This is a genomic window from Pseudomonas sp. TH08 (assembly GCF_016651275.1).
In the GTDB taxonomy this organism is placed as follows: Bacteria; Pseudomonadota; Gammaproteobacteria; order Pseudomonadales; family Pseudomonadaceae; genus Aquipseudomonas.
The window spans coordinates 725,919-751,516 of sequence record NZ_JAEKEE010000004.1 but is presented as its reverse complement, the minus strand read 5'-3'; the positions used below and the strand labels follow the sequence as shown (position 1 = coordinate 751,516).

General features: G+C 60.1%; 24 protein-coding genes. 12 read left to right on the top strand and 12 right to left on the bottom strand.

Features of this window, described 5'->3' with window-relative positions; translation table 11 throughout:
• Window positions 1-12: 12 nt before the first annotated feature.
• From JFT91_RS20395 to JFT91_RS20370, 6 genes are read right to left on the bottom strand one after another with little or no spacing between them, the layout of a single operon-like run.
• Window positions 13-1,956, bottom strand: coding sequence for a PAS domain-containing hybrid sensor histidine kinase/response regulator (locus JFT91_RS20395; protein WP_201233642.1), 1,944 nt, complete (start codon window positions 1,954-1,956; stop codon window positions 13-15).
• A complete protein-coding gene (locus JFT91_RS20390) occupies window positions 1,946-2,821 on the bottom strand; it encodes a sensor histidine kinase (RefSeq protein ID WP_201203205.1) in 876 nt (291 codons plus the stop codon). The genes JFT91_RS20395 and JFT91_RS20390 overlap by 11 nt, the downstream gene beginning before the upstream one ends.
• On the bottom strand, window positions 2,814-3,824 hold the full coding sequence (locus JFT91_RS20385) for an ATP-binding protein (RefSeq protein ID WP_201205247.1): 1,011 nt from the start codon (window positions 3,822-3,824) through the stop codon (window positions 2,814-2,816). The genes JFT91_RS20390 and JFT91_RS20385 overlap by 8 nt, the downstream gene beginning before the upstream one ends.
• Window positions 3,821-4,225 carry an anti-sigma regulatory factor gene (locus JFT91_RS20380; RefSeq protein ID WP_201203206.1) on the bottom strand — a complete coding sequence of 135 codons (405 nt, stop codon included), beginning with the start codon at window positions 4,223-4,225 and terminating at the stop codon, window positions 3,821-3,823. The genes JFT91_RS20385 and JFT91_RS20380 overlap by 4 nt, the downstream gene beginning before the upstream one ends.
• A complete protein-coding gene (locus JFT91_RS20375) occupies window positions 4,222-4,584 on the bottom strand; it encodes an STAS domain-containing protein (RefSeq protein ID WP_025112567.1) in 363 nt (120 codons plus the stop codon). The genes JFT91_RS20380 and JFT91_RS20375 overlap by 4 nt, the downstream gene beginning before the upstream one ends.
• Window positions 4,585-4,588: 4 nt before the next feature.
• The gene (locus JFT91_RS20370; protein WP_201203207.1) at window positions 4,589-5,440 is read right to left on the bottom strand and encodes an STAS domain-containing protein; all 852 of its coding nucleotides are present in this window, start codon (window positions 5,438-5,440) and stop codon (window positions 4,589-4,591) included.
• A gap of 253 nt (window positions 5,441-5,693) precedes the next feature.
• Here JFT91_RS20370 and JFT91_RS20365 point away from each other — a divergent pair, with 253 nt between their 5' ends.
• Complete coding sequence (locus JFT91_RS20365) at window positions 5,694-5,948, top strand: hypothetical protein (RefSeq protein ID WP_201233641.1); 255 nt, start codon at window positions 5,694-5,696, stop codon at window positions 5,946-5,948.
• Window positions 5,949-6,005: 57 nt separating this feature from the next.
• Here JFT91_RS20365 and JFT91_RS20360 read toward each other — a convergent pair whose 3' ends face one another.
• Window positions 6,006-6,527: a DUF4142 domain-containing protein gene (locus tag JFT91_RS20360; RefSeq protein ID WP_201225359.1), complete on the bottom strand. Its 522-nt coding sequence runs from the start codon at window positions 6,525-6,527 to the stop codon at window positions 6,006-6,008.
• Window positions 6,528-6,579: 52 nt separating this feature from the next.
• Window positions 6,580-6,735: a hypothetical protein gene (locus JFT91_RS20355; protein ID WP_201233640.1), complete on the bottom strand. Its 156-nt coding sequence runs from the start codon at window positions 6,733-6,735 to the stop codon at window positions 6,580-6,582.
• On the opposite strand from JFT91_RS20355, the gene JFT91_RS20350 reads away from it, so the two are divergent.
• On the top strand, window positions 6,734-6,976 hold the full coding sequence (locus JFT91_RS20350) for an HP1242/YdcH family protein (protein WP_077573170.1): 243 nt from the start codon (window positions 6,734-6,736) through the stop codon (window positions 6,974-6,976). The genes JFT91_RS20355 and JFT91_RS20350 overlap by 2 nt on opposite strands.
• Window positions 6,977-7,085: 109 nt before the next feature.
• Entirely contained in the window at window positions 7,086-7,250 is a 165-nt protein-coding gene (locus JFT91_RS20345; protein WP_201203212.1) for a hypothetical protein, read from the top strand.
• 133 nt (window positions 7,251-7,383) lie between these two features.
• Here JFT91_RS20345 and JFT91_RS20340 read toward each other — a convergent pair whose 3' ends face one another.
• From JFT91_RS20340 to JFT91_RS20325, 4 genes are all read right to left on the bottom strand, one after another.
• Window positions 7,384-8,460: an SMP-30/gluconolactonase/LRE family protein gene (locus JFT91_RS20340; RefSeq protein WP_201233639.1), complete on the bottom strand. Its 1,077-nt coding sequence runs from the start codon at window positions 8,458-8,460 to the stop codon at window positions 7,384-7,386.
• On the bottom strand, window positions 8,457-9,602 hold the full coding sequence (locus JFT91_RS20335) for an SRPBCC family protein (RefSeq protein WP_201233638.1): 1,146 nt from the start codon (window positions 9,600-9,602) through the stop codon (window positions 8,457-8,459). Before JFT91_RS20335 ends, JFT91_RS20340 begins: the two co-directional genes overlap by 4 nt.
• 112 nt (window positions 9,603-9,714) lie before the next feature.
• Window positions 9,715-10,578: a LysR family transcriptional regulator gene (locus tag JFT91_RS20330; protein ID WP_201225367.1), complete on the bottom strand. Its 864-nt coding sequence runs from the start codon at window positions 10,576-10,578 to the stop codon at window positions 9,715-9,717.
• A 175-nt stretch (window positions 10,579-10,753) separates the two neighbouring features.
• Complete coding sequence (locus tag JFT91_RS20325) at window positions 10,754-12,472, bottom strand: hydrogenase maturation protein (RefSeq protein WP_201233637.1); 1,719 nt, start codon at window positions 12,470-12,472, stop codon at window positions 10,754-10,756.
• 296 nt (window positions 12,473-12,768) lie between these two features.
• On the opposite strand from JFT91_RS20325, the gene JFT91_RS20320 reads away from it, so the two are divergent.
• The 9 genes from JFT91_RS20320 (at window position 12,769) to JFT91_RS20280 (ending at window position 25,597) form a co-directional block, all read left to right on the top strand.
• Window positions 12,769-13,275, top strand: coding sequence for a sigma-70 family RNA polymerase sigma factor (locus JFT91_RS20320; RefSeq protein ID WP_201225371.1), 507 nt, complete (start codon window positions 12,769-12,771; stop codon window positions 13,273-13,275).
• Window positions 13,272-14,222 carry a FecR domain-containing protein gene (locus tag JFT91_RS20315; protein ID WP_201233636.1) on the top strand — a complete coding sequence of 317 codons (951 nt, stop codon included), beginning with the start codon at window positions 13,272-13,274 and terminating at the stop codon, window positions 14,220-14,222. The genes JFT91_RS20320 and JFT91_RS20315 overlap by 4 nt, the downstream gene beginning before the upstream one ends.
• Before the next feature lie 203 nt (window positions 14,223-14,425).
• The gene (locus JFT91_RS20310; protein WP_201233635.1) at window positions 14,426-17,350 is read left to right on the top strand and encodes a TonB-dependent receptor; all 2,925 of its coding nucleotides are present in this window, start codon (window positions 14,426-14,428) and stop codon (window positions 17,348-17,350) included.
• Between the two features lie 270 nt (window positions 17,351-17,620).
• Entirely contained in the window at window positions 17,621-18,097 is a 477-nt protein-coding gene (locus JFT91_RS20305; RefSeq protein ID WP_201205251.1) for an MbcA/ParS/Xre antitoxin family protein, read from the top strand.
• Window positions 18,094-18,582 carry an RES family NAD+ phosphorylase gene (locus JFT91_RS20300; protein WP_201203223.1) on the top strand — a complete coding sequence of 163 codons (489 nt, stop codon included), beginning with the start codon at window positions 18,094-18,096 and terminating at the stop codon, window positions 18,580-18,582. Before JFT91_RS20305 ends, JFT91_RS20300 begins: the two co-directional genes overlap by 4 nt.
• A 132-nt stretch (window positions 18,583-18,714) precedes the next feature.
• Window positions 18,715-21,369 (top strand): TonB-dependent receptor, encoded by a 2,655-nt coding sequence (locus tag JFT91_RS20295; RefSeq protein WP_201233634.1) that lies wholly within the window; start codon window positions 18,715-18,717, stop codon window positions 21,367-21,369.
• Between the two features lie 316 nt (window positions 21,370-21,685).
• Window positions 21,686-23,527, top strand: coding sequence for an extracellular solute-binding protein (locus JFT91_RS20290; protein WP_201233633.1), 1,842 nt, complete (start codon window positions 21,686-21,688; stop codon window positions 23,525-23,527).
• Entirely contained in the window at window positions 23,514-24,575 is a 1,062-nt protein-coding gene (locus JFT91_RS20285; protein ID WP_201233632.1) for a microcin C ABC transporter permease YejB, read from the top strand. The genes JFT91_RS20290 and JFT91_RS20285 overlap by 14 nt, the downstream gene beginning before the upstream one ends.
• On the top strand, window positions 24,575-25,597 hold the full coding sequence (locus tag JFT91_RS20280) for an ABC transporter permease (RefSeq protein ID WP_201233631.1): 1,023 nt from the start codon (window positions 24,575-24,577) through the stop codon (window positions 25,595-25,597). Before JFT91_RS20285 ends, JFT91_RS20280 begins: the two co-directional genes overlap by 1 nt.
• Window position 25,598: the final 1 nt, after the last annotated feature.

Below are 25,598 nucleotides of genomic sequence, written 5' to 3'. Positions count from 1 at the left end.
CGATAGCGTGGGTCAGGCGCCGTCGAGGGTACGGCGGACCTTGTCGAGCAGTTCGCTGATTTGAAACGGCTTGACCAGCATGTCCATGCCGCTGCCGAGAAATACCTGACGATTGATCGCCGTTTCCGCATAGCCGGTCATGAACAGAATCGGCAGAGCCTCACGCCAACCCCGCGCAACGTCCGCCAACTCACGCCCGCTCATGCGCGGCAAACCCACATCGGTCAGCAGCAGGTTGATCGACGGATCATTCTGCAATCGCTCCAGCGCCGTTTCGATATCCGCCGCCTGGGTACAGTGGTAGCCAGCGTCCTCCAGCACTTCCGTGACAAACATCCGCACCGACGGCATGTCCTCGACAATCAGCACGTGTTCGCCGGTGCCTTGGGGATTGACGACGGGTGCAGGGACATCCGCCCCCGTCGGATCGCTGGTGGCCGGCAACATGATCGTCACTTCCGTGCCGCGCCGAGCCACGCTGCGAATGTGTGCATCGCCACCCGATTGCCGGGCGAAACCATAGATTGTCGACAGCCCCAATCCGGTGCCCTGACCCAGGGGTTTGGTGGTGAAAAACGGATCGAACACCTTATCGATCACGTTGTGCTCGATCCCGGTACCGTCATCGCGCACCGACAATGCGACATACGCACCATCGGCCAGGTTCGGATCTCCGTGCGAGTAAGCGGCGTAGGTGTTGACCCAGATGTTGCCACCCGTGGGCAAGGCATCACGGGCGTTGATCACCAGGTTCAGCACCGCGCTTTCCAGTTGCACCGGGTCAACCAGAGCGATCGCCGGTTTGTTGGTCAACTCAAGCTTGAGGTTGATCCGCTCACCGATGGTTCGTACCAGCAATTCCTCCAGCGAACGCACCTGCTCGTTAATGTCCACCGGCCGCGTGTCCAGCGGTTGCTGACGGGCAAAGGCCAACAGCCGGTGGGTAAGCGACGCGGCACTCATGGCCGAGTTCAGCGCGGCTTCGGTGTAAAACTGCACTTTATCCAGACGCGCGTCGGCGATCCGTTTCTGGATCAACTCCAGGCTGGTGATGATGCCCGTCAGCAGATTGTTGAAGTCGTGAGCGATGCCGCCGGTGAGTTTGCCCAGCGCATCCATTTTCTGCACTTGCAGCAGCTGCGCCTCGGCCCGCACGCGCTCGGCGACTTCCTTGGCCAGTTGCGTGGTGGTGTCGTCCAGCCGCGCCAGGTGCGAGCGTTCGCGGTGACGGTGTTCGGTAACGTCCTCGACGAACACCAGGCTCAGCTCTGGCGTGCGATACGGTGAAATCTGCCACTCGGTTTCGCGAATCTCCCCTTGGACACGCATGTTCAGCGTGCCTTTCCAGCGCTCGCCGTCGACCAGTCGCAGGCGCAGCTCATTGAGGATTGCGCTTTGATCGTCGGCAAAGCATTCATTCAGGGTTTGCGGGTTGCGATTATCAAGAATCAGCTGGGCAAAAGCGTGGTTGCACTCATGCACCTTCAGATTCGCATCGAGCACCGCGATAGGTGCCGAAACGTTGACGAAAATCTCGCGAAAGCGCGCCTCGCTCTCGCGCAACGCGTTTTCCGTGTCGCGTACGCGCAACAACGTGCGCAGTGTCGCCAGCAGCACGTCCGGATCAACCGGATGAATCAGATAGGCATCGGCGCCCGCGTCCAGGCCAGTGATGATGTCGCCGGTCTGGATCGACGCGGCAGACACATGGATCACCGGCAGCAACGCCGTGCGCGTGTCGGCGCGCAGAATACGCACGATGTCGAACCCGCTCATGTCCGGCAGGTTGACGTCGAGGATAAGCGCATCCAGCGGCTCACTTTCGATCAGCGCCAGCCCTTCAGTGCCGGTGCCAGCCTCCAGCACTTCATAGCCGTGACGCTCCAGCCGCCGGCGCAGGGCGTAGCGAGTGGCGACGTTGTCATCGACGATCAACAGGCGGATGTCACGTTTCATCGACGTTCTCCAGAGCGATCGCCAGCGGAATGATCACGAAAAAGGTCGAACCGACCCCCGGCGCGCTTTCCACCCCGACCTCACCGCCCAACAGGGCTGCGAAACGCTTACACAGCGACAGACCCAGGCCGGTGCCACGCAGGCGTTTCTGCAAGGGTGAGTCGACCTGGGAAAAGTCTTCGAACAATGCGCCATGTAGCTCGGGAGCGATACCGATTCCGGTGTCGCTGACGGCAAAGCGCACTTTGTCGGCGCCTTCCAGTCGCGCCGAAACCCGCACTTCGCCACGGGTGGTGAACTTCAGCGAGTTGGAAATGAAGTTGCGCAGGATCTGTGCGAGTTTTTTGTCATCGGTGTACAGGCGCGGCAGGCCGTTCGGTTCTTCGAAGATCAGATCGACCGCCGTCGCATCGACGATCGGCCGGAACATCCCGCGCAGGGCGGAGAACAGGTCGAACATGTCGAACCATGCCGGGGAAATGCTGATGCGTCCGGCCTCGATTTTCGCCAGATCGAGCAAGTCATCGACCATGTCGCTCAGCTCGCGAGCGGCAGTGCTGACGAATGCCACCTGCTTGTGCTGCTCGGGGCTGAGCGGGCCGTCGAGTTCATCGGCAAGCAGGCTGTTGATGCTCAGGATCGACCCCAGCGGCGTGCGGAACTCATGGCTCATGTAGGAGAGGAAGCGGCTTTTCAAATCGGAAGCCTGGCGCAATTCCTCTGCCTGGGTGTCGAGTTCGGCGTACAAGGCCAGCACGCCCTGATTGGTCTCGTCGAGTTCTTCGCGCAGGGCGGCGGATTCGCTCTGCAACTGCGCGATGAGCGCAGCCTGTTCGGCATTGCTCAAGATGGGCGACTCAGCCATGGGCGGCCTCCAGGGCAACGACCAGCACCGTTACATCGTCGCGTCCGCGCGAGAAATCGCGGTGCAGGACGCTGGCTATCACGGCGGGATGGCGGTGCACCAGGCCGGGGTAGTCTTGAAGGTTCCAACGGGACTGCAAGCCGTCGCTGTACATGATCAATAGATGTCCGTTCACGTGAGCATAGTCAAAGGGCTGGGCTTTTCGGTATTGACCGCCAACGATCCCTGGATGTGAGGCCAGACCACGGGACTTGTCGGCAGCGATCAGGCTGGCGCCGATGTTGCCGACACCGGCAAACGTCAGGCTGGCGCGATCGACGTGAAACTGCGCAAACGCCACGGCGCCGCCCCGACTGCCGATCATATCGCGGTGCATGTCTTCCATCAGTGTCACCGGTGCGCTGAACGGCGCCTCGGCAAAGGCGCGCTCGCCGGCCCGGGCAGCGCGCTCGGCTTCTTCACCGTGTCCGAGCCCGTCGATGATCAGCGCGCAGATGTCGCCGCGATGGTAGGCCAGATGCCAGACGTCACCGCAGGCCGGATCGTTGTGCAGTGAATGCTGACTGACGCCGTAGGGCAGGTCCGGCTGACGGTCGTTGCGCGGATACAGACGGGCGAGCAGCACGGCGCCGCGGTGGTCGGCATACACATCAAAGATGTTGGCCTGGCGTGCCACGGCGCCGAGGCCGATGCCCTGCGTGCCGCCGGTGGAAAAACCGTCGGTCAGGCACGCATCAAGGTCAAAACCTTGCGCACGATCGACCGCCAGCAACTCGATGCCGGCATCACCCTGACGCGGCAACAGGCGCAGGTGCAGTTCGCCACGGCCAGCATGCTTGAGCACGTTGCTCGCCAGTTCCGTGGCCACCAATGCCACGCGGCCGGCGTCACTTTCACCAAAACCATGTTGTTCGGCGAGGCGTTGCGCGGTGCGTCGGGCATAGCCGATCTGGCTGCTGTCTTCGATCAGCAGTACTTGGGTCAATGACCCGCTGATATTCATGTCCATCGGGTAATCGTTATGCGAGTGCCTTTGCCGGGTTCGGTTTCCAGTTCGAACTCGTCGACCAGCCGTTTCGCGCCGGTCAGGCCAAGGCCCATACCACTGCCGGAGGTCCAACCGTCGGTCATCGCCAGTTTGATGTCAGGTATGCCGGGGCCTTCATCACGGAAGGTCAGGCGCAGCCCGACCCGGCCGTTTTCATCGAGGATCTGCCAGTCCATGTCACCGCCACCGCCGTAAACCATGGTGTTGCGCGCCAGCTCGCTGACGGCGGTCACCAGTTTGGTCAGATCGATCAGACGCATGCCGCACTCGGTACACAGTTTGCGCGCGGTCTGACGCGCCAGCACCACGTCCTGTTCGATGTTGATCGCTTGAGTACCGCTGCTGCGCACGCTCATTGCTGGCGTACTCGTTCCTGCAGCAGTTTCATGCCGCGCTCGACGTTCAATGCCGTGCTGACGCCCGGCAACGTCAGGCCCAGCTCGACCAGCGTGATCGCCACGGCCGGTTGCATGCCGACCAGCATGGTTTCGGCATCCATGATTTTCGACAGACCGGAAATCGTGCCGATCATCCGGCCGATGAACGAGTCGACCATGTCCAGCGCCGAGATGTCGATCAAGACCCCGCGCGCCGAGGTTTTGCTGATGCGCTCGGACAAATCATCCTGAAGGGTCAGGGCGAGCTGATCATGCATGTCGACCTGAATGGTCACCAGCAGAAAGTCGCCCATTTGCAGAATCGGGATACGTTCCATCGGCTCAGACCGCTTTGCCGAGGCTGATGCCCAGGCGTGTCAGCGCGAGTTTCAGCGCGTCGGCCAGATTGGCCTTGGTCACCACGCCTTGCAGGTCAAGCCCGAGGTGGACGATGGTTTGTGCGATCTGCGGGCGCACGCCGCTGATGATGCAATCGGCGCCCATCAGGCGGATGGCCGTGACGGTTTTCAGCAGGTGCTGGGCGACGAGGGTGTCAACGGTGGGCACGCCAGTGATGTCGATAATGGCAATTTCCGAACCGGTGTCGACGATGCGTTGCAGCAGCGATTCCATCACCACTTGGGTGCGTTGCGAGTCCAGCGTACCGATCATCGGCAGCGCCAGAACGCCGTCCCACAGCTTGACCACTGGTGTCGACAGTTCCAGCAGCTCTTCCTGTTGACGCTTGATCACCGCTTCGCGGGATTTCTGGAAGGTACGGATGGTGTGCAGGCCGAGGGCGTCGAGCAGTTCGGAGATTTCCCAGAGCTGTTCGGCGAGCAGCGCCGGTTGGTCGTGGTAATGCGCCTGGAGCAAGGCGAACAGCGGGCCTTTAAGGGCGAAGATGAAGCTGGCGGTCTGCTGCGAATCCTGACCCAGCATGGCGCGGCTGTGGGAGAGTTTTTCAAGAAACTGGCGGGTGCTTTCCCAGCCCGGTGCGTTGATGTTGTTGCCGTTGTCATTCTCCAGACCGCTGACCACCAGTTGCAGGAACTCGCCAGTCTGCTGCCGCACATCGTGGTCTTTCAGGTTGCGGGTGGCGCCGCTGGCTTCCAGGCCATTGATCCATTCGCCCAGCAGTTGGTTTTGTTTGTTCTTCATCGCATCGAGTGTGCTGTTCTGCAGTGCTGCCATGTGCCTGTTGCTCCGTAGCGAAATGGGGGCCGATTTCAGAAAAAATGATCGGCGCGCTGTCAGTGACATTTGCCGTTTGAAATAGTTGTTCGTTCCGACGCGGATATTTTTGATTTGGCGCAAAGAACTTCCCGGTAACTCTAGTCGGCGTGGCCGTTTGCAGCGATCTTTTGAACGATTGCCCACCCGCAGGCTTCGAATCTTCAAGGCCCGGCGGGTTTCGGTCGCGCCCGCTTTGACCTACGAGGTGCTTATGAACGAGCAAAACCAATCCGCGGAGCCAATCAATCGTAATGACCCGGCGATCGACCCACAAGTCCCTGGGCAACCCGCACCCACGCAGCAACAAGGCGAGGGCGATCAGGCACAAAGTGCCGATCCTGCAGTGGATCAGAAGAGCAAAAATACGGACAACGATAATGAATTCAGTCCGGGCTTCGAACCGCAGCCAGATCGTGCGAAGCCGGGTGAGGAAACGGATGCCGATATCGATACTGACGGCGGTTAATCGTTTCAGACATGAACAGGCCGCATCCACGGGATGCGGCCTGATTTTTTACGGCGGTTATTTGCTTGGATGTTTGGCTTGCAGTTCTTTCGCGGCGGCGAGGTGTTTTTCCAGCGCCGGGAGCATTTTCTGTGCAAAGGCTTTCAGTTCGGTGGCGCCTTTGACCTTGTCGTCAGTCACGGTGTTGGCTTCTTTCTTGAACAGCTCGATGGTCTCTTCGTGGGCCTTGACCTGATTATTGGCGTAGGCCGCATCGAAAGATTCATCGCGCATGTCGAGGATTTTTTCCTTGGCCTGCTTGACCAGGGTTGTCGTGTCCGGAACCTTGATGTCGTTGGACTGGGCAATGCTCGCCAGCTCATCGTTGGCCTTGCCGTGATCGGTGATCATCATGTTGGCGAATTCTTTGATGTCAGCCGATGAACTCTTTTCCAGTGCCAGGCGACTGGTTTCGATTTCGGCGATGCCACCCGCAGCGGCATTGTCGACGAAGGTATTGGAAGTGGCAGCGAACGCGCTGCCCATGCCGGTGCTCAAAGCGACAGCCAGCACTAGGTGACGCAGGTTGAATCCGTCCATTGGTGTATCTCCACGCAGGTTATTGTCGGTGTTACTCAATGGAGGGAAAGCTTCAAGCAAAGGTTTTATCGCATTTGCGACAGGGCGACGAACGGGCACCGCTGGTCTGACAGGTGGTCGACAGAATGACCTGACCAAGGCCATTCTGATCACTGGCCAGCGCAATCGGTCGCGTTGACCAGCCGATCAATTGACGGAGGTGTTCCATGCCGGTGACCCATGACTTGTTACAGGATTTGAAACTGACGAAGGAAGAGATCCAGCAAAAACGCACCGCGGATCCACATCTGGACGCACTGATCAACAAGTATTCCCAAGCGGATGCCGAGGTAGTCAAGGCCGAGACGGCGACCTCGGATGCACCCAGCGACGACACGCTGAAAAAACTCAAAGAGAAACGCTTGCAAGTCAAAGACAAGATCGTCGAGCAATTACAGGCCCGATCCTGACCGCCAGTCGCACCATCGACGCTCGGTGGTGAATTGACTGGAACGACGTCAACCACTGGCACCTCCAATGTTCAGAGTCTGCAATCACTGACTTTTTGCGAGGTGCCTTATGAACGATCCCAAATTCCCCAGTGAAGAGCAGGGCGCTTTTGACCCGGTTCCGACGCATCCTGAACCCAATAGCCCGGCGCACACCACGGCCCATCCTGATGAGCCGGATGAGGATTTGCCGGAAGACGAAGATCCGGAAAAATTCGACAAGTCCAGCAACTGACAGACCGCTTTCGCGAGCAAGCTCAGCTCCTACAAGGATCTTTGTCGTTAACAGATAGTGCGAACGATCCAGTACCTGTGGGAGCTGGCTTGCCAGCGATGGCGTCAGTTAATCCGACACCAAAACACCAGCCTCACTTCAAGGCTTCAGCCAACGGCAACCGCGCCATATGCGTCGCCTTCAACGAGCCGAAATACAACCAGTCGCCATATTCGCGAACCGTGGTAATCGGCGAATAATTCCCGCTACTGGCATCCTGCAAATTGGCGATCACCTTGCCCTGCAAATCCAGCCCCAGCGCAAACCCGCGCTTTTCCACCGGTTTCGGCAGCACGGTCAGCGCCCGGACAATCATCTTGCGTACGAACGGATGCCCGGCGGTGCCATCGAGCAAGGCATTGCGCGGCGCATACAGCGCCACCCAGAAGCGGTCGCTGCCATTGAACGCGAGGTTGTCTGGCAGTCCAGGCAGGTTGTCGATGAACAGGTCGTGGGTGCCCGCCTTGGGCCCGGTCAGCCAGAAGCGGCTGATGCGGTAGGCACCGGTTTCGTTGACCAGCACATAGGCATCATCGGGACCGAGGGTCACACCATTGGCGAACTCCAGTTTGTCGAGCAATACGCTGGTCTTGCCGGTCTGGAAGTCATAGCGCAGCAAACGCCCGTCGCCGCCGTGTTCGATAATCGCCTCGCCGTCGTGGCCGTAACCCCAGCGACTGGTGGCGTCGCTGAAATAAGCGTAATGCCCGGATTCGTCGATGGCCACGTCATCGGTGAAACCGAAGGCCAGGCCATTGGCTGCATTGGTCAGAGGGATCAGGCGTCCTTGCGCGTCGAGTGAGAGCAAACCCTTGACTCCGTCGGCGATCACCAGCAAACCGTTCGGGTGACGGGCCAAGCCCAGCGGCCGTCCGCCCGTGTCGGCAAGTACCTGGCGTTCCTTGCCGTCGAGGCTGGTGCGCAGCAGTCGACCGTCATGCAGCCCGGTGATCAGAAAGTCGCCTTCCAGCAGCAGCGCCTCCGGGCCTTCGATGTCGTTCGGGCCGACCCGTACCGCGCCTTTGAGCTTCTGGTTCTCGGCGTAGGTGCCGCTCTCAAGCGATGGTGCTGCCTGCGGTTTCCAGGCCACCGGCTCGACCCTGGTGGGCATCAGCAGTAAAAAAGCGATGACGAGGATGATCAGCAGCAGCAACAGACGCCGCAGCTTCATGCGCTGGCACTCGCTGATGCAATGGATTGCGCTGCCCTGTCGCGCAGCGCCAGCATTGAAGCGGCCGATTCGCGATCAATCCGTCGCTTGAGCAATAACTGATTGGCAATGCGCATGCCCAAGCCCTCGAAGTGATAGTCGAGGGTGCGGACAAATCGCGTGCCGAGCGTGTCGCCCGAGCATTCATACGTCAGCAGCAGCGACAGGCCATGGTCGCCTTGTGCCCGCGCGCACCAGCGCCGGCCTGGCAAGTATTCGGTGACCTCCCAGCGCAAGTGTCCCTGACGACCGCCGGCATGAATCTCTTCTTCGAAGCGTGAGCCGGCATGCAGTGGACCTTGCGCGCCGTCGATCTTCAGTGAGGACGGGTGCCATTCCGGCCAGCGGCTGACACTGGCGGCGTAGGCGAGCACGGCAATCGGCTCGCCAGGGATGTCGATGTGGTGCTGCATACGGGTCATGGGCATTCTCGAATAGCGCAAAGGGTCGGCTTCCGGCTCCCAGTAGAGGGTGCCGAACAGGTAATCCATCAGTGGCAAAACGATGTTGAAGTTGCGCTCTTGCATACGCTCGCGACGGTGATGCAATTCGTGCAGTCGGCGCATCTGGCGAATCCACGGCAGGCGCGTCAATGGATTGCTCGGGGGCAAATGCTCAAAGGCATGAAACACTTCGTATGCCAGATAACCGAGCACCATGCAGCCGCCGAACAGCCCGGCAACGTTGCTGTTCAGCTGCGCGAATAACCACCACAAGGGCAGGGTGATGACCAGTGTATGAATCACGATCAGCCACGCCGGGAACAGAATCACTCGCCAGTCGCGGGCGCTGTCGAAGGTCATGTGGCCGGGAGTGAAGAAGCTGTGATGATCACCCGCGTGGCGGGCGTAGAACATTTTCGCGAAGGTTTTTTTGTGGTGGCCGAGATGGCGATGGACCATGTACACGCCGAAGTTGAACAGCAGCAGGGTCAGCGGCACCGTCAGCCACTCCAGCGGTCGCACCTGTTGCACGCTGCTCCAGAATGCACCCATGGCCAGCACGCCGAACAGCAGCACGAAAGCGCCATGCAGCCACGGGTTGTACAGCGGATGGATGGCCGCACGGTAGCGGCTGCGAAATGCCTCGGTGGTCTGCCTCACTGCGTTCACCTGTGGGTATGGTTGTTCTACCCGGCAGATTAGCCGATCCGGCGATTTGTGCAGGCGCGACCTTGAGGTCACATGCGCCATGCTCCGGTGTAAACCGGCAGCTTCAGCTCAGCGGATTCCAGCGTTGCGACCAGTCGTCATCGGTATGGATCACTTCGCGCAGCAGGTTGAAGGCATGTTGCAGGGTCGCCGAGTCGCGATCACGCGAATAGACCAGATAGGTCGGATAGCTGAATTCCGGGGCTTTGGTCACCGGTTCCAGCGCGCCGGTTTCAAGGTAGGTGCGCACGACGCGGGTGCGGAAGTAGCCGCTGCCACCGTTTTCCAGGATGTATTGCAGGGCCAGCGGGCCGAGGTTGAAGCTCAGCGCGGCTTTGGCTTTTTCCGGCAGGGCGGCATCGTGTTGGCGACGGAAGTCCGGGCCCCAGTCGATGTAGACGTAGGGATCCGGACGGTCAGGCGTACGCACCAGAATCAGTTTTTCTTCCAGCACTTGTTCGACCTGCAAACCCGGCCAGTATTCCGGCTGGTAAACCAGCGCTGCATCGAGTACACCCAGTTCCAGTTGGCGCAGCAGATTTTCGCCATCGCGGATTTCCATGCGCAGCGCATGACCGGGGATTTTTTCGCGCAGTTCGGCGGCCCAACTGAGCATCAGCGGATTGCACAGGCTGACTTCGCCACCGATGTGCAGCACGTTGTGATAACCCTCGGGCAGCGGCAGGTCGCGGCGCGCGGCCTCCCAGGTCTGCACCAGTTGATTGGCATAGACCACGAAGGCTTCGCCATTGGGCGTCAGCTTCGCCCCGGCGCGGTTGCGCACGAACAGCGTGCTGCCCAATTGGCTTTCGAGTTTTTGCACCCGGGCGGTGATGGCCGTTTGTGTGACGAACAGCTTTTGCGCGGCAGCGGCGAGACTGCCGTGGCGGACAATTTCCAGAAAGGTTCGGGCGAGGTCGATGTCCATGGGCGGGCCGGTGTTTGAGGTGAGCGCATTGTAAGTGCCCGCCGGATACCGCGTCATCGTTCATCGCTGGCAAGCCAGGCTCCCACAGGTTTTGCAGTGTACATAGAACTTGGGTACGCCACGGAAACTGTGGGAGCTGGCTTGCCAGCGATAGGGGCATCGTAAACGCCGAAGATCAGTCAGTCAGTTCGATTTCCTGTACCCGTGTCCAATCCTCGATCAATCGCGCCGGAGTGCCACAAACCTTGCGTTTGTAGACGAAGTGGCTGCACTTCTCGGCGAACTGATGTCGGTTGTGGAGCATGTCTTCCTGCATCTCTTGCAGCTCGGTTTCGCGGCATTGCTGGATCAGCGCGTGATCAACCCGCGATTTGCGTTCACGCACGGCGGCATACGTCGGATCGTTCAACACGCCATTGGCCCGTTGCAGCAGCCACAAGGAAAACTCGTCGGGGCAGCGTGGACCGATTTCCTGGACCATGCCCAGTTGCAGCGCCTGGCTGGCGCTGACCGGCAAACACGCCTGGGTCAATTGCTCAGCCATGGCCGGGCCTACCGCGCGAGGCAAGCTGTAAGTCCAGTATTCCGAGCCATACAGGCCCATGCTCTTGTAGTGCGGATTGAGCACGATATCGGCGCGCGCAAACACGATGTCGGCCGCCAGCGCGAGCATCACCCCACCGGCCCCGGCATTGCCGGTCACGCCGCTGACCACCAGTTGCCTCGCGCTGAGCAACTCTGCACAGACATCGTCGATCGCCTGAATATTCGCCCAGGCCTCAGCGCCCGGATCCTGCGCGGCCTGAATCACGTTCAGATGCACACCATTGGAAAAACTGCCGCGGCCGCCCTTGATCAACAGCACCCGGGTGTCTCGCGCCTTGGCCCAGCGCAGTGCGTCGACCATGCGCTGGCATTGCTCGGTGCTCATTGCGCCGTTGTAGAACTCGAAGGTCAGCTCACCGACATGCCCGGACTCCCGATAGCTGATCGGCTGATAGGCCTCATCGCTGAACGGCTGACTGGCGATTGACCAATCCAGGTGTGGCACCTCCGCCAGTTGCCCGGCCAGCACGTGCCGCGCCGGTTGCTTGAAGGTTTCCTCACCCGGCTGCGGTTTGCGCCGCAGGGAACCGATCCACACGCTGTGATCTCCGGTCGCCACCAGCACCGCATCGTCATGCACCGCGATGATTTCGCCGGGCATGCCGGTGCGCGAATCCAAGTGCGCGTCGTACACGTAGTACTGACCACCTGCCAGACTCGCCAGCACGCCGGGTTGGCCATCCGCCGCATCAATGCAACGTTTGATGAAGCGCGCGCAATCGTGCCAGGTGAAGCTGCGATCGACCTGTTTCATGTTCGGCTGCAAACGCCCGCGCACAGCGGGATTGCTGTAATCCAACGGCACTGGGGCAAAACCGTCGACGAATTTTTCCAGCACCTCGCGAATGCACAGCATCGCCGCATCGCTGACCCGGCCGTTGTACAGCTCGGACTTGCGCAGGCCCGCCGGCAGGTTGAATTCGCACGTCGCCCACACCGGCCCGGCATCCATTTCTTCCACTGCCTGCAGTGCGGTCACGCCCCAGCTCGGCAGTTCGTTGGTGATGGCCCAGTCCAGCGCACTGGCGCCACGATCGCCGACGATGCCGGGATGGATGATCACCACTGGCCGCTGCGTATTGCGCCACAGCGCTTGCGGTACGCGATCCTTGAGAAACGGGCAGATCACCAGATCCGCGTCGCTGTTTTCGATCTGTTCGCACACCGAGTGTTCATCGGTAAACAGCACGACGCTGGGCGAATGCCCGGCCTGGCGCAACTCCAGCCAGGCACGTTGAGTCAGGCCGTTGAAGGCTGACGCCAGCAGAATGATGTTGAGGGGACGCATGAGGGTTCTTCCTTGATTGAGATCAGCCGCAGGCTCCCGGTGAGCCTTCCCTGGCCTTCGATGGAGAGGGGAGATTAATCACTGCTCAGCGTGAGGCAGTGATCCGGGTCAAGGTTCTGTCAGCCAATGTTTATGCGGCGACGAAGCGCTTTATTCTTAAAAGTTTGCTTGTGATGTTTTTTTATTACTTCAAATGTGTGCATCGCTATTGCACAGTCGCGCCTGATCAGAGCCGGACGATCCCGGCAGAACGATGGTTTTTCGCAGCGGGTGGGACCCGTTTGAGGGAGCAAGGCATGGGTGGACACAACCCGCATTACCAGATCATCGGGCAGATGTTCCAAAAGGACTATCGCTGGCTGTGCGCTGCCGTTGGCCGCACGCTGGGCTGCCCGCACAGTGCGCAGGACATTGCATCGGAAACCTTCCTGCGGGTGTTGGCGCTGCCGGACCCGACGGCGATTCGCGAGCCACGGGCGCTGTTGACCACCATCGCCCGGCGGCTGGTGTACGAAGGCTGGCGCCGCCAGGACCTTGAGCGCGCCTATCTTGAAAGCCTGGCGCTGGCGCCGGAGCCGGTGCATCCGTCACCGGAAGAACGCGCACTGGTCATCGAAGCGTTGCTGGCGGTCGATCGCCTGCTCAATGGCCTGTCAGCCAAAGCCAAAGCGGCGTTTCTCTACCATCAACTCGACGGTTTGACTTACAGCGAGATTGGCCAACGCCTCGGCGTCTCCACCAGTCGCGTGCAGCAATACATGGTTGAGGCGTTCAAACGCTGCTATCAGGCGATGCAGGCATGAGGCCGGACGAAGCGGTGATCGATGAAGCCGCGCAATGGATGGCGCTGTTGCAGTCGGGCGACATCAGCCTCGCTGAGCGTGCGGCTTTCGAGGCTTGGCGTGTGGCCGATCCACGCCATCAGCAGATCATCGAGCAAATGGGCGGCGGCCTGAATTTGCTGCGTAATCCGAATTTGCGCGGCGTGCCACGCCATAGCCTGCTGCACAGCCTCAACGCCCCTTCAAGTCGTCGCAGGTTTATCAGCGGCAGTTTGAGTGTGCTGGGCGTGGCGCTGCTGGGCGGGCTGCTCGGGCGCCGTTATGGCTGGCTGCCCGAGGCGGGAGAGTTGGCGACCGGTATGGGCGAGCGGCGTGATTTCACCCTGGAGGATGGCAGTGCGTTGACCCTCAATGCGCGCAGTCGGGTGGTGCCGCTGTTCGATCACACTCAGCGGTTGCTGGCCTTGCGCAGTGGCGAGTTGTGGGTGGATGTCGCGAAGGATCCGTCACGGCCCTTCGTGGTCGAGACCGAACACGGTCGAATGCGCGCGCTCGGGACGAAATTCCTCGTGCAGCAGAGCGACGAGTTCACACGATTGGTGATGTTGCATTCGCAGGTCGAAGTGGTCACCGCCAGCGGTGCGCGGCAAGTGGTCGAGGCGGGCGAGAGTCTGCTGTTCAACGATCTCGGCATCCTGTCATTGCAACGCAGCAACGGTCACGAAAGTGCCTGGACGCAAGGTCGGCTGGAGGTTCGCGACCAACCGCTCAGTGAGGTGATTGACAGCCTGCGTCGTTACCGGCGGGGCATTGTGCATGTCAGCCCTGAAGTGGCTGATTTGCGCTTGAGCGGCCTCTATCCACTCGACGACAGTGACCGCACGTTGCAGTTACTGGAGCGTTCGTTACCGATCCGCATTCTTTGGCACAACCCCTACTGGATCAGTATCGAACCTCGCCCGAGCTGAACCTGTAAGCCCCGGTAGGCGCTGCCGCAGGCTGCGATCCTTTGATTTTAAAAAACAACATTAAGAGATCGCAGCCTGCGGCAGCTCCTACCGGGAGGAATTCCGGTTATAGGGATATGACTGCTTGGCCTAATCGCCGCCCTATAAAAAGCGCCGGTCCGCTGCTCATTCCCTGCAGACGCCTTCAACAGGGAAGCCCCTCGATGTTCTTACTCAAACAACAATTACCTCGACTGACCCTCGCCGCCGCATTGACGATGGGCTTCAGCCCATTGCCGGTTTTTGCGCAAGAGCCTGCCGCTGCCGTGTTCACTTTCGACGTCGCCAGTGGCCCGCTCGATGAAGTGCTGCTGGACATCTCGCGGCAGACCGGCGTGCCGATCTCGTTCAGTCAGAACCTTGTGCAAGGCAAGCGCAGTGGTGCGGTGCGCGGCGCCTTGGGTGGCCGCCAGGCGGTGGAGAAAGCTTTGCTCGGCAGCGGCTTGCAGGTCGAACAAAGCGCTCAGGGTTTGAGTGTTCGCGCAGCCGACAAGGTCTCGCCTGTGTCAGCGAAAGTCACCCCGGTGGCACCGGTCACCGATGCCGATTACCGCATGGAAAAAGTCACCGTGACCGGCTCGCGGATTGCCCGCGCGCAGAGCGATGGCGCCACGCCGGTCAACGTCATCACCCATGAAGAAATGGAAGCGCGCGGCTACAAGAACGTCTACGACGCCCTGGCCACCCAAACGCAAAACACCGGGATGACCCAAGGCGAAGATTACGGCAATACCTGGCAGCCAGCGGCCAGCGCATTGAACCTGCGCGGTCTCGGCCCCAACCACACGCTGGTGCTGATCAACGGTCGCCGCGTGGCGGATTACCCGACCCCTTACGACGGCAAGGTCAACTTCACCAACCTGGCGAACATTCCCTCGGCGGTCATCGAACGCATCGAAATCCTCAGCAGCGGCGCGTCGGCCATTTATGGTTCGGACGCGATTGCCGGCGTGGTCAACATCATCCTCAAGGACAAGATCAATGGCGTTGACGTCAACCTCAAGGGCGGTACCAGCGAGCGCGGTGGCGGCGACAACCAGCGCTTGCAGATCAGTGGCGGCGGCAGTTGGGGCGACTTCGACGGCTTGTTCGGGCTGGAGCTGACCAACCGCGATCCGATCTGGGCCGATGACCGCGGTTTCATGCAAAGCGGCGCGCCGTTGGCAGACGTCGGTTATCGCCGCGACCTGACCAACAACCGTTATCTGGGCCCGGGATGCGGCGCCTATCAAGGTACGTTCGATAACAAGCTGTACAACAGCGCCGGCCGCTGTCGCACCGATCAGACGTACAACGATTACTGGACCGTGCAAACCCAAAAGGAAAACTACGACGGTTACACGCGCGGCACCTGGCACTTCAGCGACAGCGGCCAGGTATTCGCCGATTTGATGTATGGCCTCGACCACATTCAGAACAACACCCGTGGCCCGACCTTCACCTCGCCGGATTTCATCAACCAGAACAGCGGCAACCTGGAGCGCTGGTATCGTCGCTTCGGCGAAGAGGAAATCGGTGGACGCACCAGTAATAACAGCAAGTGGCGCGACACCTCATGGACCGGCACTCTCGGTCTCTCGGACAAGATTGCCGACACAGGCTGGAACTATGATCTGGCGGCCAATCGCTCGGAATATCGCAGCGTCAGAACCACCCGTTACTCGCCGCTGTCATCGATTCAGGGGTTCTACCTGGGCCCGCAGTTGGGTGTCAGCGGTGGCTATCCAGTGTTTGCCCCGGACGCTTCGCGCCTCGATCGGCCACTGACGCCCGAGGAGTGGCAACAGTTTCGCGGCAACCTGACCCAGAGCAGCAAATCGGTGTCGACCAGCTACAACGCTTCGGTGAACGGCGATCTGTTTGATCTGCCGGCCGGCCCCGTTGGATTCGCCGGTGTGCTGGAGGCCGGGAAACAGGAATACCGCGTCGACCCGGATGACGGCCTCAACGACGGCACCTTTTACGGCGCGAGTCCGGCGCAAAGTTCCGGTGGCTCGCGCAAGCGTTACGCGGCGGGCGGCGAGTTCAGCATTCCGGTCACCGACACCGTGCTGGCGACAGCGGCGGGGCGTTGGGATCAATACAAATTCAGCGGCCGCACCGAACAACAGAAAACCTACAACCTGGGGCAGGAATGGCGGCCCGTCACCAGCCTGTTATTGCGCGGCAGCTACGGCACCAGTTTTCGCGCCCCCGACCTCAATTACATCTACCAGTCCGACAGCAACGGCTACTACCCGGCACAGGTCGACTATTACGGTTGCAGCCAAGGCGTGGAGGGCGCCTGTGATCGCGGGCGGGTCGATTACACGCAAAGCGGCACGACGGATCTGGAGTCCGAACGGGGCAAATCGTGGACCTACGGTTTTGTCTGGTCGCCGTCGCGCAATTTCGATTTTTCCACCGACTTCTGGCGCGTCGAGATCGATGACCTGCTGACCACCGTTGACGAAAACCGCCTGTTGCAACAAGAGAATGAATGCCGTAATGGCACACAGGACATCAACTCGGCCAATTGCCAATCGACCCTGGCGCGTGTCGACCGTAATGCCGGCAATGCGGCCATCGACCCCAATCAGTTACAGCGTGTGCGGGTCAACGCAATCAACGCTGCCAGCGAACGGGTCAGCGGCCTGGACTTCAAGAGCAACATCCGCTGGGGCGCGGGGCAGTACGGCGCGTTCAGTTCGGCGTTGGGTTACACCCTGGTGTTGTCCCACTACTACAAGGAGTCGGACGAGGCGCCGACCCAGGACTGGCGCACCTCGCGCACCAATTACGACTGGCGCAGCAAGGTCAACGCCAGCCTGACCTGGGACTATCAAAAGGCCACGGCGACGCTGATGGGCATTCGTTATGGGTCGGTGACCAATGGCGCCGGTGACGGGCGTCTGTCGCCATGGACAGTGTTCAACGCCAGTGCGCGCTACAAATTGAATGATCGGGCGAGTGTCGGCCTGACGGTCAACAACGTGCTCAATCAAGTCAAACATGATGATTCGGCGGGCTGGCCCTATTACCCGACCGGCAATTACGACCCTTACGGGCGCCAGTGGTGGCTGGATGTGAGTTATCACTTCGGCAGTTAAAAGGTGAAAGTACGTCGTTGACGTCCTACGGAAACGGGAGCGGTTTGTGCAATGTGGGGGATATTTCCGACGACTATTTCAGGTTGGTCGTCGGAAGCGCGGTCTATAGGATCAGTCATGACATTGAAGTCGCTGAGCAGCTTGGACGCTCGGAGCCCAGAAAAAGGATGAAAGATGCGAACCCCACACCTTGAGCATGAAAAGCCTGCTTATTCCCTGCGCAAATTCTGGATCGACGATCGCGCCAGATGCCCCACGGAGGATGTCGCGATGCCCACACTCAAAGCGCCCCGGCTGACGGGGCTGAAGAAGGTTGAGGGCAAACCTGTCGACCTGCTCGTGAACGGCCAGAACATCGGTGACGATGCCTTGCTGATCATCCGCCTGACCGACGAGGGCTTTGAGCTAAGCGATGTCGTCAACATGCTTTCAACTTGCGAGCTGTACCTGCGCGAAGACATGGTCAGACGCATAACCGGCAAGTCGGTAAGAACCGTGCGCCGGCTCATGCAGGAAAGCAAACCGGTACGGCTTGACGCACAGCAGAGTGTCGTCGCCTACCAATATGCGGTGGTGTTGGAGATGGCCACTCGGGCGTTCGGAGGGCTGTTACAGGCGGAGGTATGGATGCAGAAGCCCACCCCTTACCTTAACGGCCACGTGCCGTTGGAATTGACCCGACATCCACTGGGTTTCCAGATGGTCGAGCAATACTTGTGTCAGATCATGTACGGAGGTTACCCATGAATCCTTTGCCTTGGGACGGGCATTGGTATGCGTGGCGGCTGGACCGGGAGGTCTACGGATCCAAGTGGGACAGCGGGATGGGTTCAAAGCTGAAGGGAGGCCGATGGAACACACCCGGCCGACGAGTCGTTTATGCATCGGTCGACCCGTCCTCTGCCATTCTGGAGGTGGCAGCCAATCGCAGTTTTGCTGTACTGGACACAGAACCTTATGTACTGACGTGCTTTGAGGTCATCAGCGATGCACAGGTCAAAGTCGTTCAGCCCGAAGAGGTGCCGAATCCTTATTGGTTGAGTCCCACGTGGCCGTCGCCCAATCAACAGCGGTTTGCCGACGATTTACTGGCCGAGCATCCGTTTGTGCTGATCCCCTCGGTGGCAACTCGGCATTCGTGGAACCTACTGGTGAGCTGCGAGCTGGCAGAAGGGCAGTTCCAGATGATCTCTCAGGAACGGTTTGGCCTGGATACCCGGCTGCTGCGATAGGCGGCGTTGGTCTGATGCACGCGCTTGCATTTTTTGCATAACCTCATCACCCAACGGTCTAAACCGCGCCCTATAAATCCCCCTGCGCCATCGCACATCCCTGCATAAACCAAAACGCAGGGATGGCTGTTCATGATTCAGTTTTCACCGGTCAAATCACCATTGAGCCTGGCCTTGCTGCTGGCTATCAACACGCTGCCGGCCATGGCCGCTGACAGCACGGCAACCGAACCGACGACCCAACTGCAACGGGTTGAAGTCACGGGCACGGCGATCCGCCGGGTCGATGCCGAAACCGCAGTGCCGGTCACCATCCTGCGCGTCGAAGAACTGCGCGAGCAGGGCGTTTCGACCACGGAGGAGCTGGTCAGCCGTATTTCCGCCAACCAGTCTTCTGTCGGCTCCGGGCGATCGGTGGGGTCGAGCAGCGGCGGTGCTTCTTACGCGGATTTACGCGGCATCGGCCCGAACAAGACATTGGTGCTGCTCAACGGCCGGCGTTTGAGTAACAACGCCACCAACGCGATCAATGGCTCCGGGGTCGACCTCAACACCATCCCGTTCGCCGCCATTGACCGCGTAGAAGTGCTGCGTGACGGTGCTTCGGCGTTGTACGGCACCGATGCGATCGGCGGGGTGATCAACTTCATCACCAAGACCAGCCTCACCGAAGGCCAGATCAGCAGCAACTACGACTCACCGACGCATTCGGGCGGTGGCGAAAGCCGCAATTTCAGTGGCAGTTGGGGGATCGGCGATTTGCAGGACGACCGCTTCAATGTGTTTGGCGTGGTCAGTTACGACAAACAGCAACGACTGGCTGCCGATGACCGCGCCTATACCTACAACTACCAGCCCACTCGCGGGCTCGATTACACCTCCGGCACTGCATCGCCGGCCAACTGGAGTCAGGGCAGTAATGCAACCAACCCACTGGCCGGTTCCGGCTGCAACGCGCCGGGACTGTTGTCGCGCAACGGCATCTGCCGTCAGAGCCTGTGGAATTATCTCGATCTGGTGCCGGAAACCGAAAAGACCTCGGCGTTCGCCAAAGCCACCGGCAAGCTGTCGGACGATCACAATGTCAGCCTCGAATATTTCTGGGCACGCAACGAGAACCGCACGCAGATCGGCCCTGGCACCTTGATGGGCAATCAGGTCAATCCGGGCACTACGTTTTATCCGGGCAACGGCATCACACCGGGGCCAAGCGGCTTCGCCCTTGACCCGACGCAGCCAGTCGACGTGAACTGGCGTGAAACGGCCGTCGGCGCGCGTCAGCATGAAGACGACAACACCGGCCAGCGCTTGCTGCTGAGTTTCGACGGCACGCTGGTCGGCTGGGATTACAACCTCGGTGCTTCCTACAACCAGAACAAAGTGGTCAACAGCATCGAGAGCGGTTACGTCAATGATCGGGCGGTCAGCGCAGGCATTGCCAACGGTGTAATCAATCCGTTCGGGCCGCAGACCGCAGCCGGTTCGGCGTTATTGGCCGCCAACGCGGTGGATGGCGATTACGCCACGGCGGTAGGGCGGGTGAAGGCCATCGATGGGCGCATCAGCCGCGAGATTGGTGACTGGTTCGGCGCGGGCCCTTCTGCACTGGCGCTGGGCGGCGAGTATCGCAAGGAAGACTTCCATCAGGATTTCGCGCCGTTTGCCGGCGACGTGCAGAGCCTTGGCGTCGACCCGAACGGCAGCGTCGCCGGGGATCGCAGCGTCTCGGCCGAGTACGCCGAGGTCAACGTACCGGTGCTCGACAGCCTGGAGTTGTCCGCCGCCGTGCGCCACGACAAGTACAGCGATTTCGGCAGTACCACCAACCCGAAATATTCGTTCCGCTTCCAGCCGTTCAAGGAACTGGTGGTGCGTGGTGCCTACAGTGAAGGTTTCCGCGCGCCGTCGTTGTATGAGCTGTACAACCCGAATTTCACCACATTCACCAATGCCAATTACAACGATCCGCGCTTGTGCGCCGGTGGTAATCCGAGTAACGGCGGTATTGCCAATCGCGACTGCGCGCAGCAGTTCAATCGCAGCACCGGCGGCAACACTGACCTGAGTCCGGAAACCGCGCGCAACGTCACCCTGGGGTTTGTCTATCAGCCGTTCGAGCGTCTGACCACCGGCCTGGATTTCTGGTGGATCGACATCGCCAACCAGATCGCCGAGTTCCCGGAATCGGCAGTCTTCGAGAACCCGGAACTGTACCCGGAACGGCTGATCCGCAAGCCTGACGGTTCCATCGACCATGTCGTTACCGGCCTGGCCAACCTTGGCAAGATCAAGACCAATGGCGTCGATGTCAGCTTCGATTACCGTTTGCCCAGCACCCCGTACGGTAATTTCGGCATCGGTCTGCAAGGCACATATGTCACCCGGTACGACTATCAGCAGCAACAAAAGGGTGACTACATCGACAAGCTCGGCGACTTCCGTGGCGGCGATTTCGCCTCGGCCGGTGCCGTGGCCCGCTGGCGTCACAGCCTGACCGGCAGCTGGAACTACGGCCCGTACGGTGTGGCGCTGACCAACCGCTATACCAGCGGTTATCACGATTCCGACCGTGACACCCACGATTACGTCGGCTCGTACAACGTCTGGGATCTGGCCGGTACCTACACCTGGCGCAAGACCCTGAGCGTGACCCTCGGCGCGAAAAACCTGTTCGACCGCGAGCCGCCATTCAGCAACCAGACCTACACGTTCCAGAGCGGCTACGACCCGAAATATGGCGATCCGTTTGGGCGAACGCTGTACACGCGGGTTGCCTACAAATTCTAAACAAACCCTGTAGGAGCTGCCGCAGGCTGCGATCTTTTGATCTTGCAAGATCAAAAGATCGCAGCCTGCGGCAGCTCCTACAGGGGATCGGTATTCACAGTCGGGCAGAGTTTTAGTCACTTATTGATCTAAAGCCTGCCCTATAAAAATGGCCGACCTGTTGCACATCACAGGTAGGCAGATTGTGTAGTGACTGTTAGGGCCTCATCGCTGGCAAGCCAGCTCCCACAGGTTTTCTGGTGCACGCGAATCCCTGTGGGAGCTGGCCTGCCAGCGAAGAGGCCATTAGCCGCACCGTGTAAAAAGGATCTGCCAAATGCTTTGCAGACATCACCTTCTGGGCCTTTGCCTGTTACTGAGCCCAACGACATGGGCCGCGCCGCAACCGGCACTCACCGTCTATGGCGAAGCCCCCAAGTACGCCGCCGATTTCCAGCATCTGGCCTACGCCAACCCCAACGCACCCAAGGGCGGCAGCCTGCGGCGTTCTTCGCTGGAAAGCGGCCCGTTCGATCACCTGATTCCCTATACCGACAAAGGCACCGGTGTTGCCGACGTTGACGGCTGGCTGTATGCGCCGCTGGCTTATCGCAGCAAAGACGAGCCCTACAGTGTCTACGGCCTGGTGGCGCAAAAAATCGAGCTGGACAGCAATCGCCGCTGGCTGCGTTTTTACCTCAACCCCAACGCGCGTTTTGACGATGGCACGGCGATTACTGCCGAAGACGTTCGTTACACGTTCAACCTCTTCATCACCCAAGGCAGCCTGAAATACCGCCAGCAGTTTCGCGATGTTGGCGAAGTCATTGTCGAGTCGCCGACCCAAGTGCGCTTCAATTTTAAAAGCACCGACAGCCGCACTTTGCCACTGGACCTAGCGACATTGCCGGTACTGCCCGAGCATTGGTGGCGCGGCCGCGACTTCGCTGAAGGCGGTGGTTTCGAGATCCCTCCGGGCAGCGGTCCTTATCGGATCAGCGCGGTGGACGCCGGGCGCAGCGTGAAATTTCAGCGGGTTCAGGACTGGTGGGCGAAGGACCTGCCGATCACCCGCGGGCTCTACAACTTCGATCATCTGAGCGTGGAGTTCTTCGCCGACACTGATGTTGCGCGTCAGGTATTGAAGGCCGGTGGCTTCGATTACAACCGCGAATTTTCAGCGACCAGTTACACCATTGGCTATGCCGGCGCCGCGCTGGAGCAAGGCAAATTGCTGCGCGAGCACCTGGCGCCGGGCGCTGCCCAGGGCGCGCAGGGTTTTGTCTTCAACCTGCAAAAACCGCTGTTTCAGGATCGCCGTGTGCGTCAGGCCATCGCCATGCTCTGGGATTTCGAGTGGACCAACCGGCAGATGATGCGCAGCCTGTATTTGCGTCAGCGTAGCTACTTCTCCCACAGCGCGCTGGCAGCCAGCGCATTGCCGGATGCCGAAGAGCTGAAGATCCTTGAGCCGTTGCGTGGGCAGATTCCCGACGAAGTCTTCACCGAGGTGTTCCAGGCGCCAAAAACCGATGGCAGCGGCAACATACGCGCCGAGCAGCTGCGAGCCTTGAAACTGCTCGAAGCGGCAGGCTGGAAACCTCGCGGCGATCAGTTGGTGAATGCCAATGGCGAGCCGCTGCAATTCACCTTTCTCAACGGCCAGAAAGGCTTCGAGCGATTGTTGCTGCCGTTCAAGCGCAACCTCGCACAGATTGGTATCGGCTTCGATATCCGCCAGGTCGACACCGCGCAATACACCAATCGCGTGCGCAATCGCGACTACGACATGATCGTCGCTGCTTATCCGGTGAGTCAGGCGCCGGGGCGCGAGATGTTCAATTACTTCGGTGCCGAGGGCGCTGATGACCCCGGTTCGAACAACTACATGGTATTGCGTGATCCGGCCGTCGATGCGTTGCTCGAAGGGCTGGTACAGGCCGACAACCGCGAAAGTCTGTTGCGTCACGCCCATGCGTTGGATCGCGTATTGCAGTGGGGCTATTACTGGATTCCCAACTACTACCCGCCAGGCATTTCCACCGTGTGGTGGAACCGTTTCGGCCGTCCGGCCATTGCGCCGCTGTACGACGCCGGTCTCGACACCTGGTGGGAAATCAGCCCGACCGCACTGACCTCGACCCAGCTGCAAAAGGAGTACAGCCATGTGGGGTTATAGCCTGCGGCGTCTGCTGCTGATCGTGCCGACGTTACTGGCGATTCTGCTGGTCAACTTCGTCATCGTCCAGGCCGCGCCCGGTGGCCCGGTGGAGCAAGCCATTGCGCGCTTGCAGGGCATCGGGGTTGGCGGCGTGGGCGCCAGCCATGTCGAGTCCATCGGCGGTGAATCCCGCGCCACCCGTGGCCTGGACCCGAAACTGGTGGCCGACATCGAGCGTCAGTACGGCTTCGATAAACCTGCCAGTGAGCGCTTGTGGCTGATGTTGAAAAGTTACGCGCGACTGGATTTCGGCCAGAGCTTCTTTCGCGGTGCCAGCGTCACCGAACTGATCTGGCAAAAGCTCCCGGTGACGTTGTCGCTGGGATTATGGGCAACGCTGATCACGTATCTGGTGTCGATTCCGCTGGGCATTCGCAAGGCCGTGCACAACGGCTCGGCGTTCGATGTCTGGAGCAGCGCGGCGATCATCATCGGTTACGCGATGCCGGGTTTTCTGTTCGCGCTGTTGCTGATTGTGGTGTTCGCTGGCGGCACGGCGCTGGATTGGTTTCCGGTGCGCGGGCTGGTTTCGGACAACTTCGCCGAACTGTCGCTGTGGGGCAAGGTTGCCGACTATTTCTGGCACCTGGTGCTGCCGGTCACAGCGCTGGTGATTGGCGGGTTCGCCACGCTGACGATTCTGACCAAGAACAGCTTTCTCAATGAAATCTCACGGCTGTACGTGGTGACAGCGCGGGCGAAGGGGCTGAACGAGCGGCAGGTGTTGTACGGACATGTGTTTCGCAACGCGATGCTGCTGGTGGTCGCCGGCCTGCCGCAAGCGCTGGTCACGGTGTTTTTCGGCGGTTCACTGCTGATCGAAGTGATCTTCTCACTGGATGGCCTCGGCCGGCTCAGTTACGAAGCAGCGGTGTCGCGGGACTACCCGGTGGTGTTCGGTTCACTGTTCATCTTCACGTTGTTCGGGCTATTGATAAAACTGCTCGGCGACCTGTGTTACACGCTGGTCGACCCGCGAATCGACTTCACCTCGAGGGCTGCCTGATGCTGACGTTAACTCCAATCGGCCAGCGTCGCTGGGCGCGGTTCAAGGCGCATCGGCGTGGCTGGTGGTCGTTGTGGCTGTTTCTCGCGTTGTTCGGCCTGAGCCTCGGTGGCGAGCTGGTGGCCAATGACAAACCGTTGCTGGTGACGTTTCACGGTGAATGGTATTTCCCGGCGTTGAAGCGCTACAGCGAACAGGATTTCGGCGGTGAACTGCCGTTTCAGCCGGACTATCGCAGCGCTCAGGTGCGCCAGTTGATCGAGGGGCAGGGCGGGCGGATGTGGTTTGCGCCGATTCCGTTCGGTTTCGACACGGTCAATTACGACCTGACTGAACCGGCGCCGAACCCGCCGACCGAGCAGAACTGGCTGGGCACCGACGATCAGGCGCGGGATGTTTTGGCACGGGTGATTTTCGGCACGCGCGTGTCGCTGTTGTTTGCCTTGGTGCTGACGGCGGTCAGTGCGCTGATCGGTATCGCGGCCGGAGCGTTGCAAGGTTACTACGGCGGTTGGGTTGACCTGCTCGGGCAGCGCTTGCTGGAGGTGTGGTCGGGTCTGCCAGTGCTGTATTTGCTGATCATTCTGTCGGGGTTCGTCGAGCCGAATTTCTGGTGGCTGCTGGGGATCATGGCGTTGTTTTCCTGGCTGAGTCTGGTCGACGTCGTCCGCGCGGAATTCTTGCGCAGTCGTGGCCTGGAATATGTGAAAGCCGCACGGGCATTGGGCGTTGGCGATGCGCAAGTGATCGTCCGGCACATTCTGCCCAATGCCATGAGCGCGACCCTGACCTATCTGCCGTTCATTCTGACCGGGGCAATTGCCACCCTGTCGGCGCTGGATTTCCTCGGCTTCGGCATGCCCGCCGGCAGTGCTTCGCTGGGCGAACTGATCGGGCAGGGCAAGAACAATCTGCAAGCGCCGTGGCTTGGACTGACGGCGTTTTTCGCGTTGGCGTTGATCCTTTCTCTGTTGGTGTTCATTGGCGAAGCGTGCCGTGATGCCTTTGATCCGAGGGCTTGAA

What these genes read in the sequence shown, in the direction of transcription:
- JFT91_RS20395 (WP_201233642.1), bottom strand. Translation starts at nt 1,956, where the DNA reads ATGAAACGTGACATCCGCCTGTTGATCGTCGATGACAACGTCGCCACT.
- JFT91_RS20390 (WP_201203205.1), bottom strand. Translation starts at nt 2,821, where the DNA reads ATGGCTGAGTCGCCCATCTTGAGCAATGCCGAACAGGCTGCGCTCATC.
- JFT91_RS20385 (WP_201205247.1), bottom strand. Translation starts at nt 3,824, where the DNA reads ATGAATATCAGCGGGTCATTGACCCAAGTACTGCTGATCGAAGACAGC.
- JFT91_RS20380 (WP_201203206.1), bottom strand. Translation starts at nt 4,225, where the DNA reads ATGAGCGTGCGCAGCAGCGGTACTCAAGCGATCAACATCGAACAGGAC.
- JFT91_RS20375 (WP_025112567.1), bottom strand. Translation starts at nt 4,584, where the DNA reads ATGGAACGTATCCCGATTCTGCAAATGGGCGACTTTCTGCTGGTGACC.
- JFT91_RS20370 (WP_201203207.1), bottom strand. Translation starts at nt 5,440, where the DNA reads ATGGCAGCACTGCAGAACAGCACACTCGATGCGATGAAGAACAAACAA.
- JFT91_RS20365 (WP_201233641.1), top strand. Translation starts at nt 5,694, where the DNA reads ATGAACGAGCAAAACCAATCCGCGGAGCCAATCAATCGTAATGACCCG.
- JFT91_RS20360 (WP_201225359.1), bottom strand. Translation starts at nt 6,527, where the DNA reads ATGGACGGATTCAACCTGCGTCACCTAGTGCTGGCTGTCGCTTTGAGC.
- JFT91_RS20350 (WP_077573170.1), top strand. Translation starts at nt 6,734, where the DNA reads ATGCCGGTGACCCATGACTTGTTACAGGATTTGAAACTGACGAAGGAA.
- JFT91_RS20355 (WP_201233640.1), bottom strand. Translation starts at nt 6,735, where the DNA reads ATGGAACACCTCCGTCAATTGATCGGCTGGTCAACGCGACCGATTGCG.
- JFT91_RS20345 (WP_201203212.1), top strand. Translation starts at nt 7,086, where the DNA reads ATGAACGATCCCAAATTCCCCAGTGAAGAGCAGGGCGCTTTTGACCCG.
- JFT91_RS20340 (WP_201233639.1), bottom strand. Translation starts at nt 8,460, where the DNA reads ATGAAGCTGCGGCGTCTGTTGCTGCTGCTGATCATCCTCGTCATCGCT.
- JFT91_RS20330 (WP_201225367.1), bottom strand. Translation starts at nt 10,578, where the DNA reads ATGGACATCGACCTCGCCCGAACCTTTCTGGAAATTGTCCGCCACGGC.
- JFT91_RS20325 (WP_201233637.1), bottom strand. Translation starts at nt 12,472, where the DNA reads ATGCGTCCCCTCAACATCATTCTGCTGGCGTCAGCCTTCAACGGCCTG.
- JFT91_RS20320 (WP_201225371.1), top strand. Translation starts at nt 12,769, where the DNA reads ATGGGTGGACACAACCCGCATTACCAGATCATCGGGCAGATGTTCCAA.
- JFT91_RS20315 (WP_201233636.1), top strand. Translation starts at nt 13,272, where the DNA reads ATGAGGCCGGACGAAGCGGTGATCGATGAAGCCGCGCAATGGATGGCG.
- JFT91_RS20310 (WP_201233635.1), top strand. Translation starts at nt 14,426, where the DNA reads ATGTTCTTACTCAAACAACAATTACCTCGACTGACCCTCGCCGCCGCA.
- JFT91_RS20305 (WP_201205251.1), top strand. Translation starts at nt 17,621, where the DNA reads ATGCCCACACTCAAAGCGCCCCGGCTGACGGGGCTGAAGAAGGTTGAG.
- JFT91_RS20300 (WP_201203223.1), top strand. Translation starts at nt 18,094, where the DNA reads ATGAATCCTTTGCCTTGGGACGGGCATTGGTATGCGTGGCGGCTGGAC.
- JFT91_RS20295 (WP_201233634.1), top strand. Translation starts at nt 18,715, where the DNA reads ATGATTCAGTTTTCACCGGTCAAATCACCATTGAGCCTGGCCTTGCTG.
- JFT91_RS20290 (WP_201233633.1), top strand. Translation starts at nt 21,686, where the DNA reads ATGCTTTGCAGACATCACCTTCTGGGCCTTTGCCTGTTACTGAGCCCA.
- JFT91_RS20285 (WP_201233632.1), top strand. Translation starts at nt 23,514, where the DNA reads ATGTGGGGTTATAGCCTGCGGCGTCTGCTGCTGATCGTGCCGACGTTA.
- JFT91_RS20280 (WP_201233631.1), top strand. Translation starts at nt 24,575, where the DNA reads ATGCTGACGTTAACTCCAATCGGCCAGCGTCGCTGGGCGCGGTTCAAG.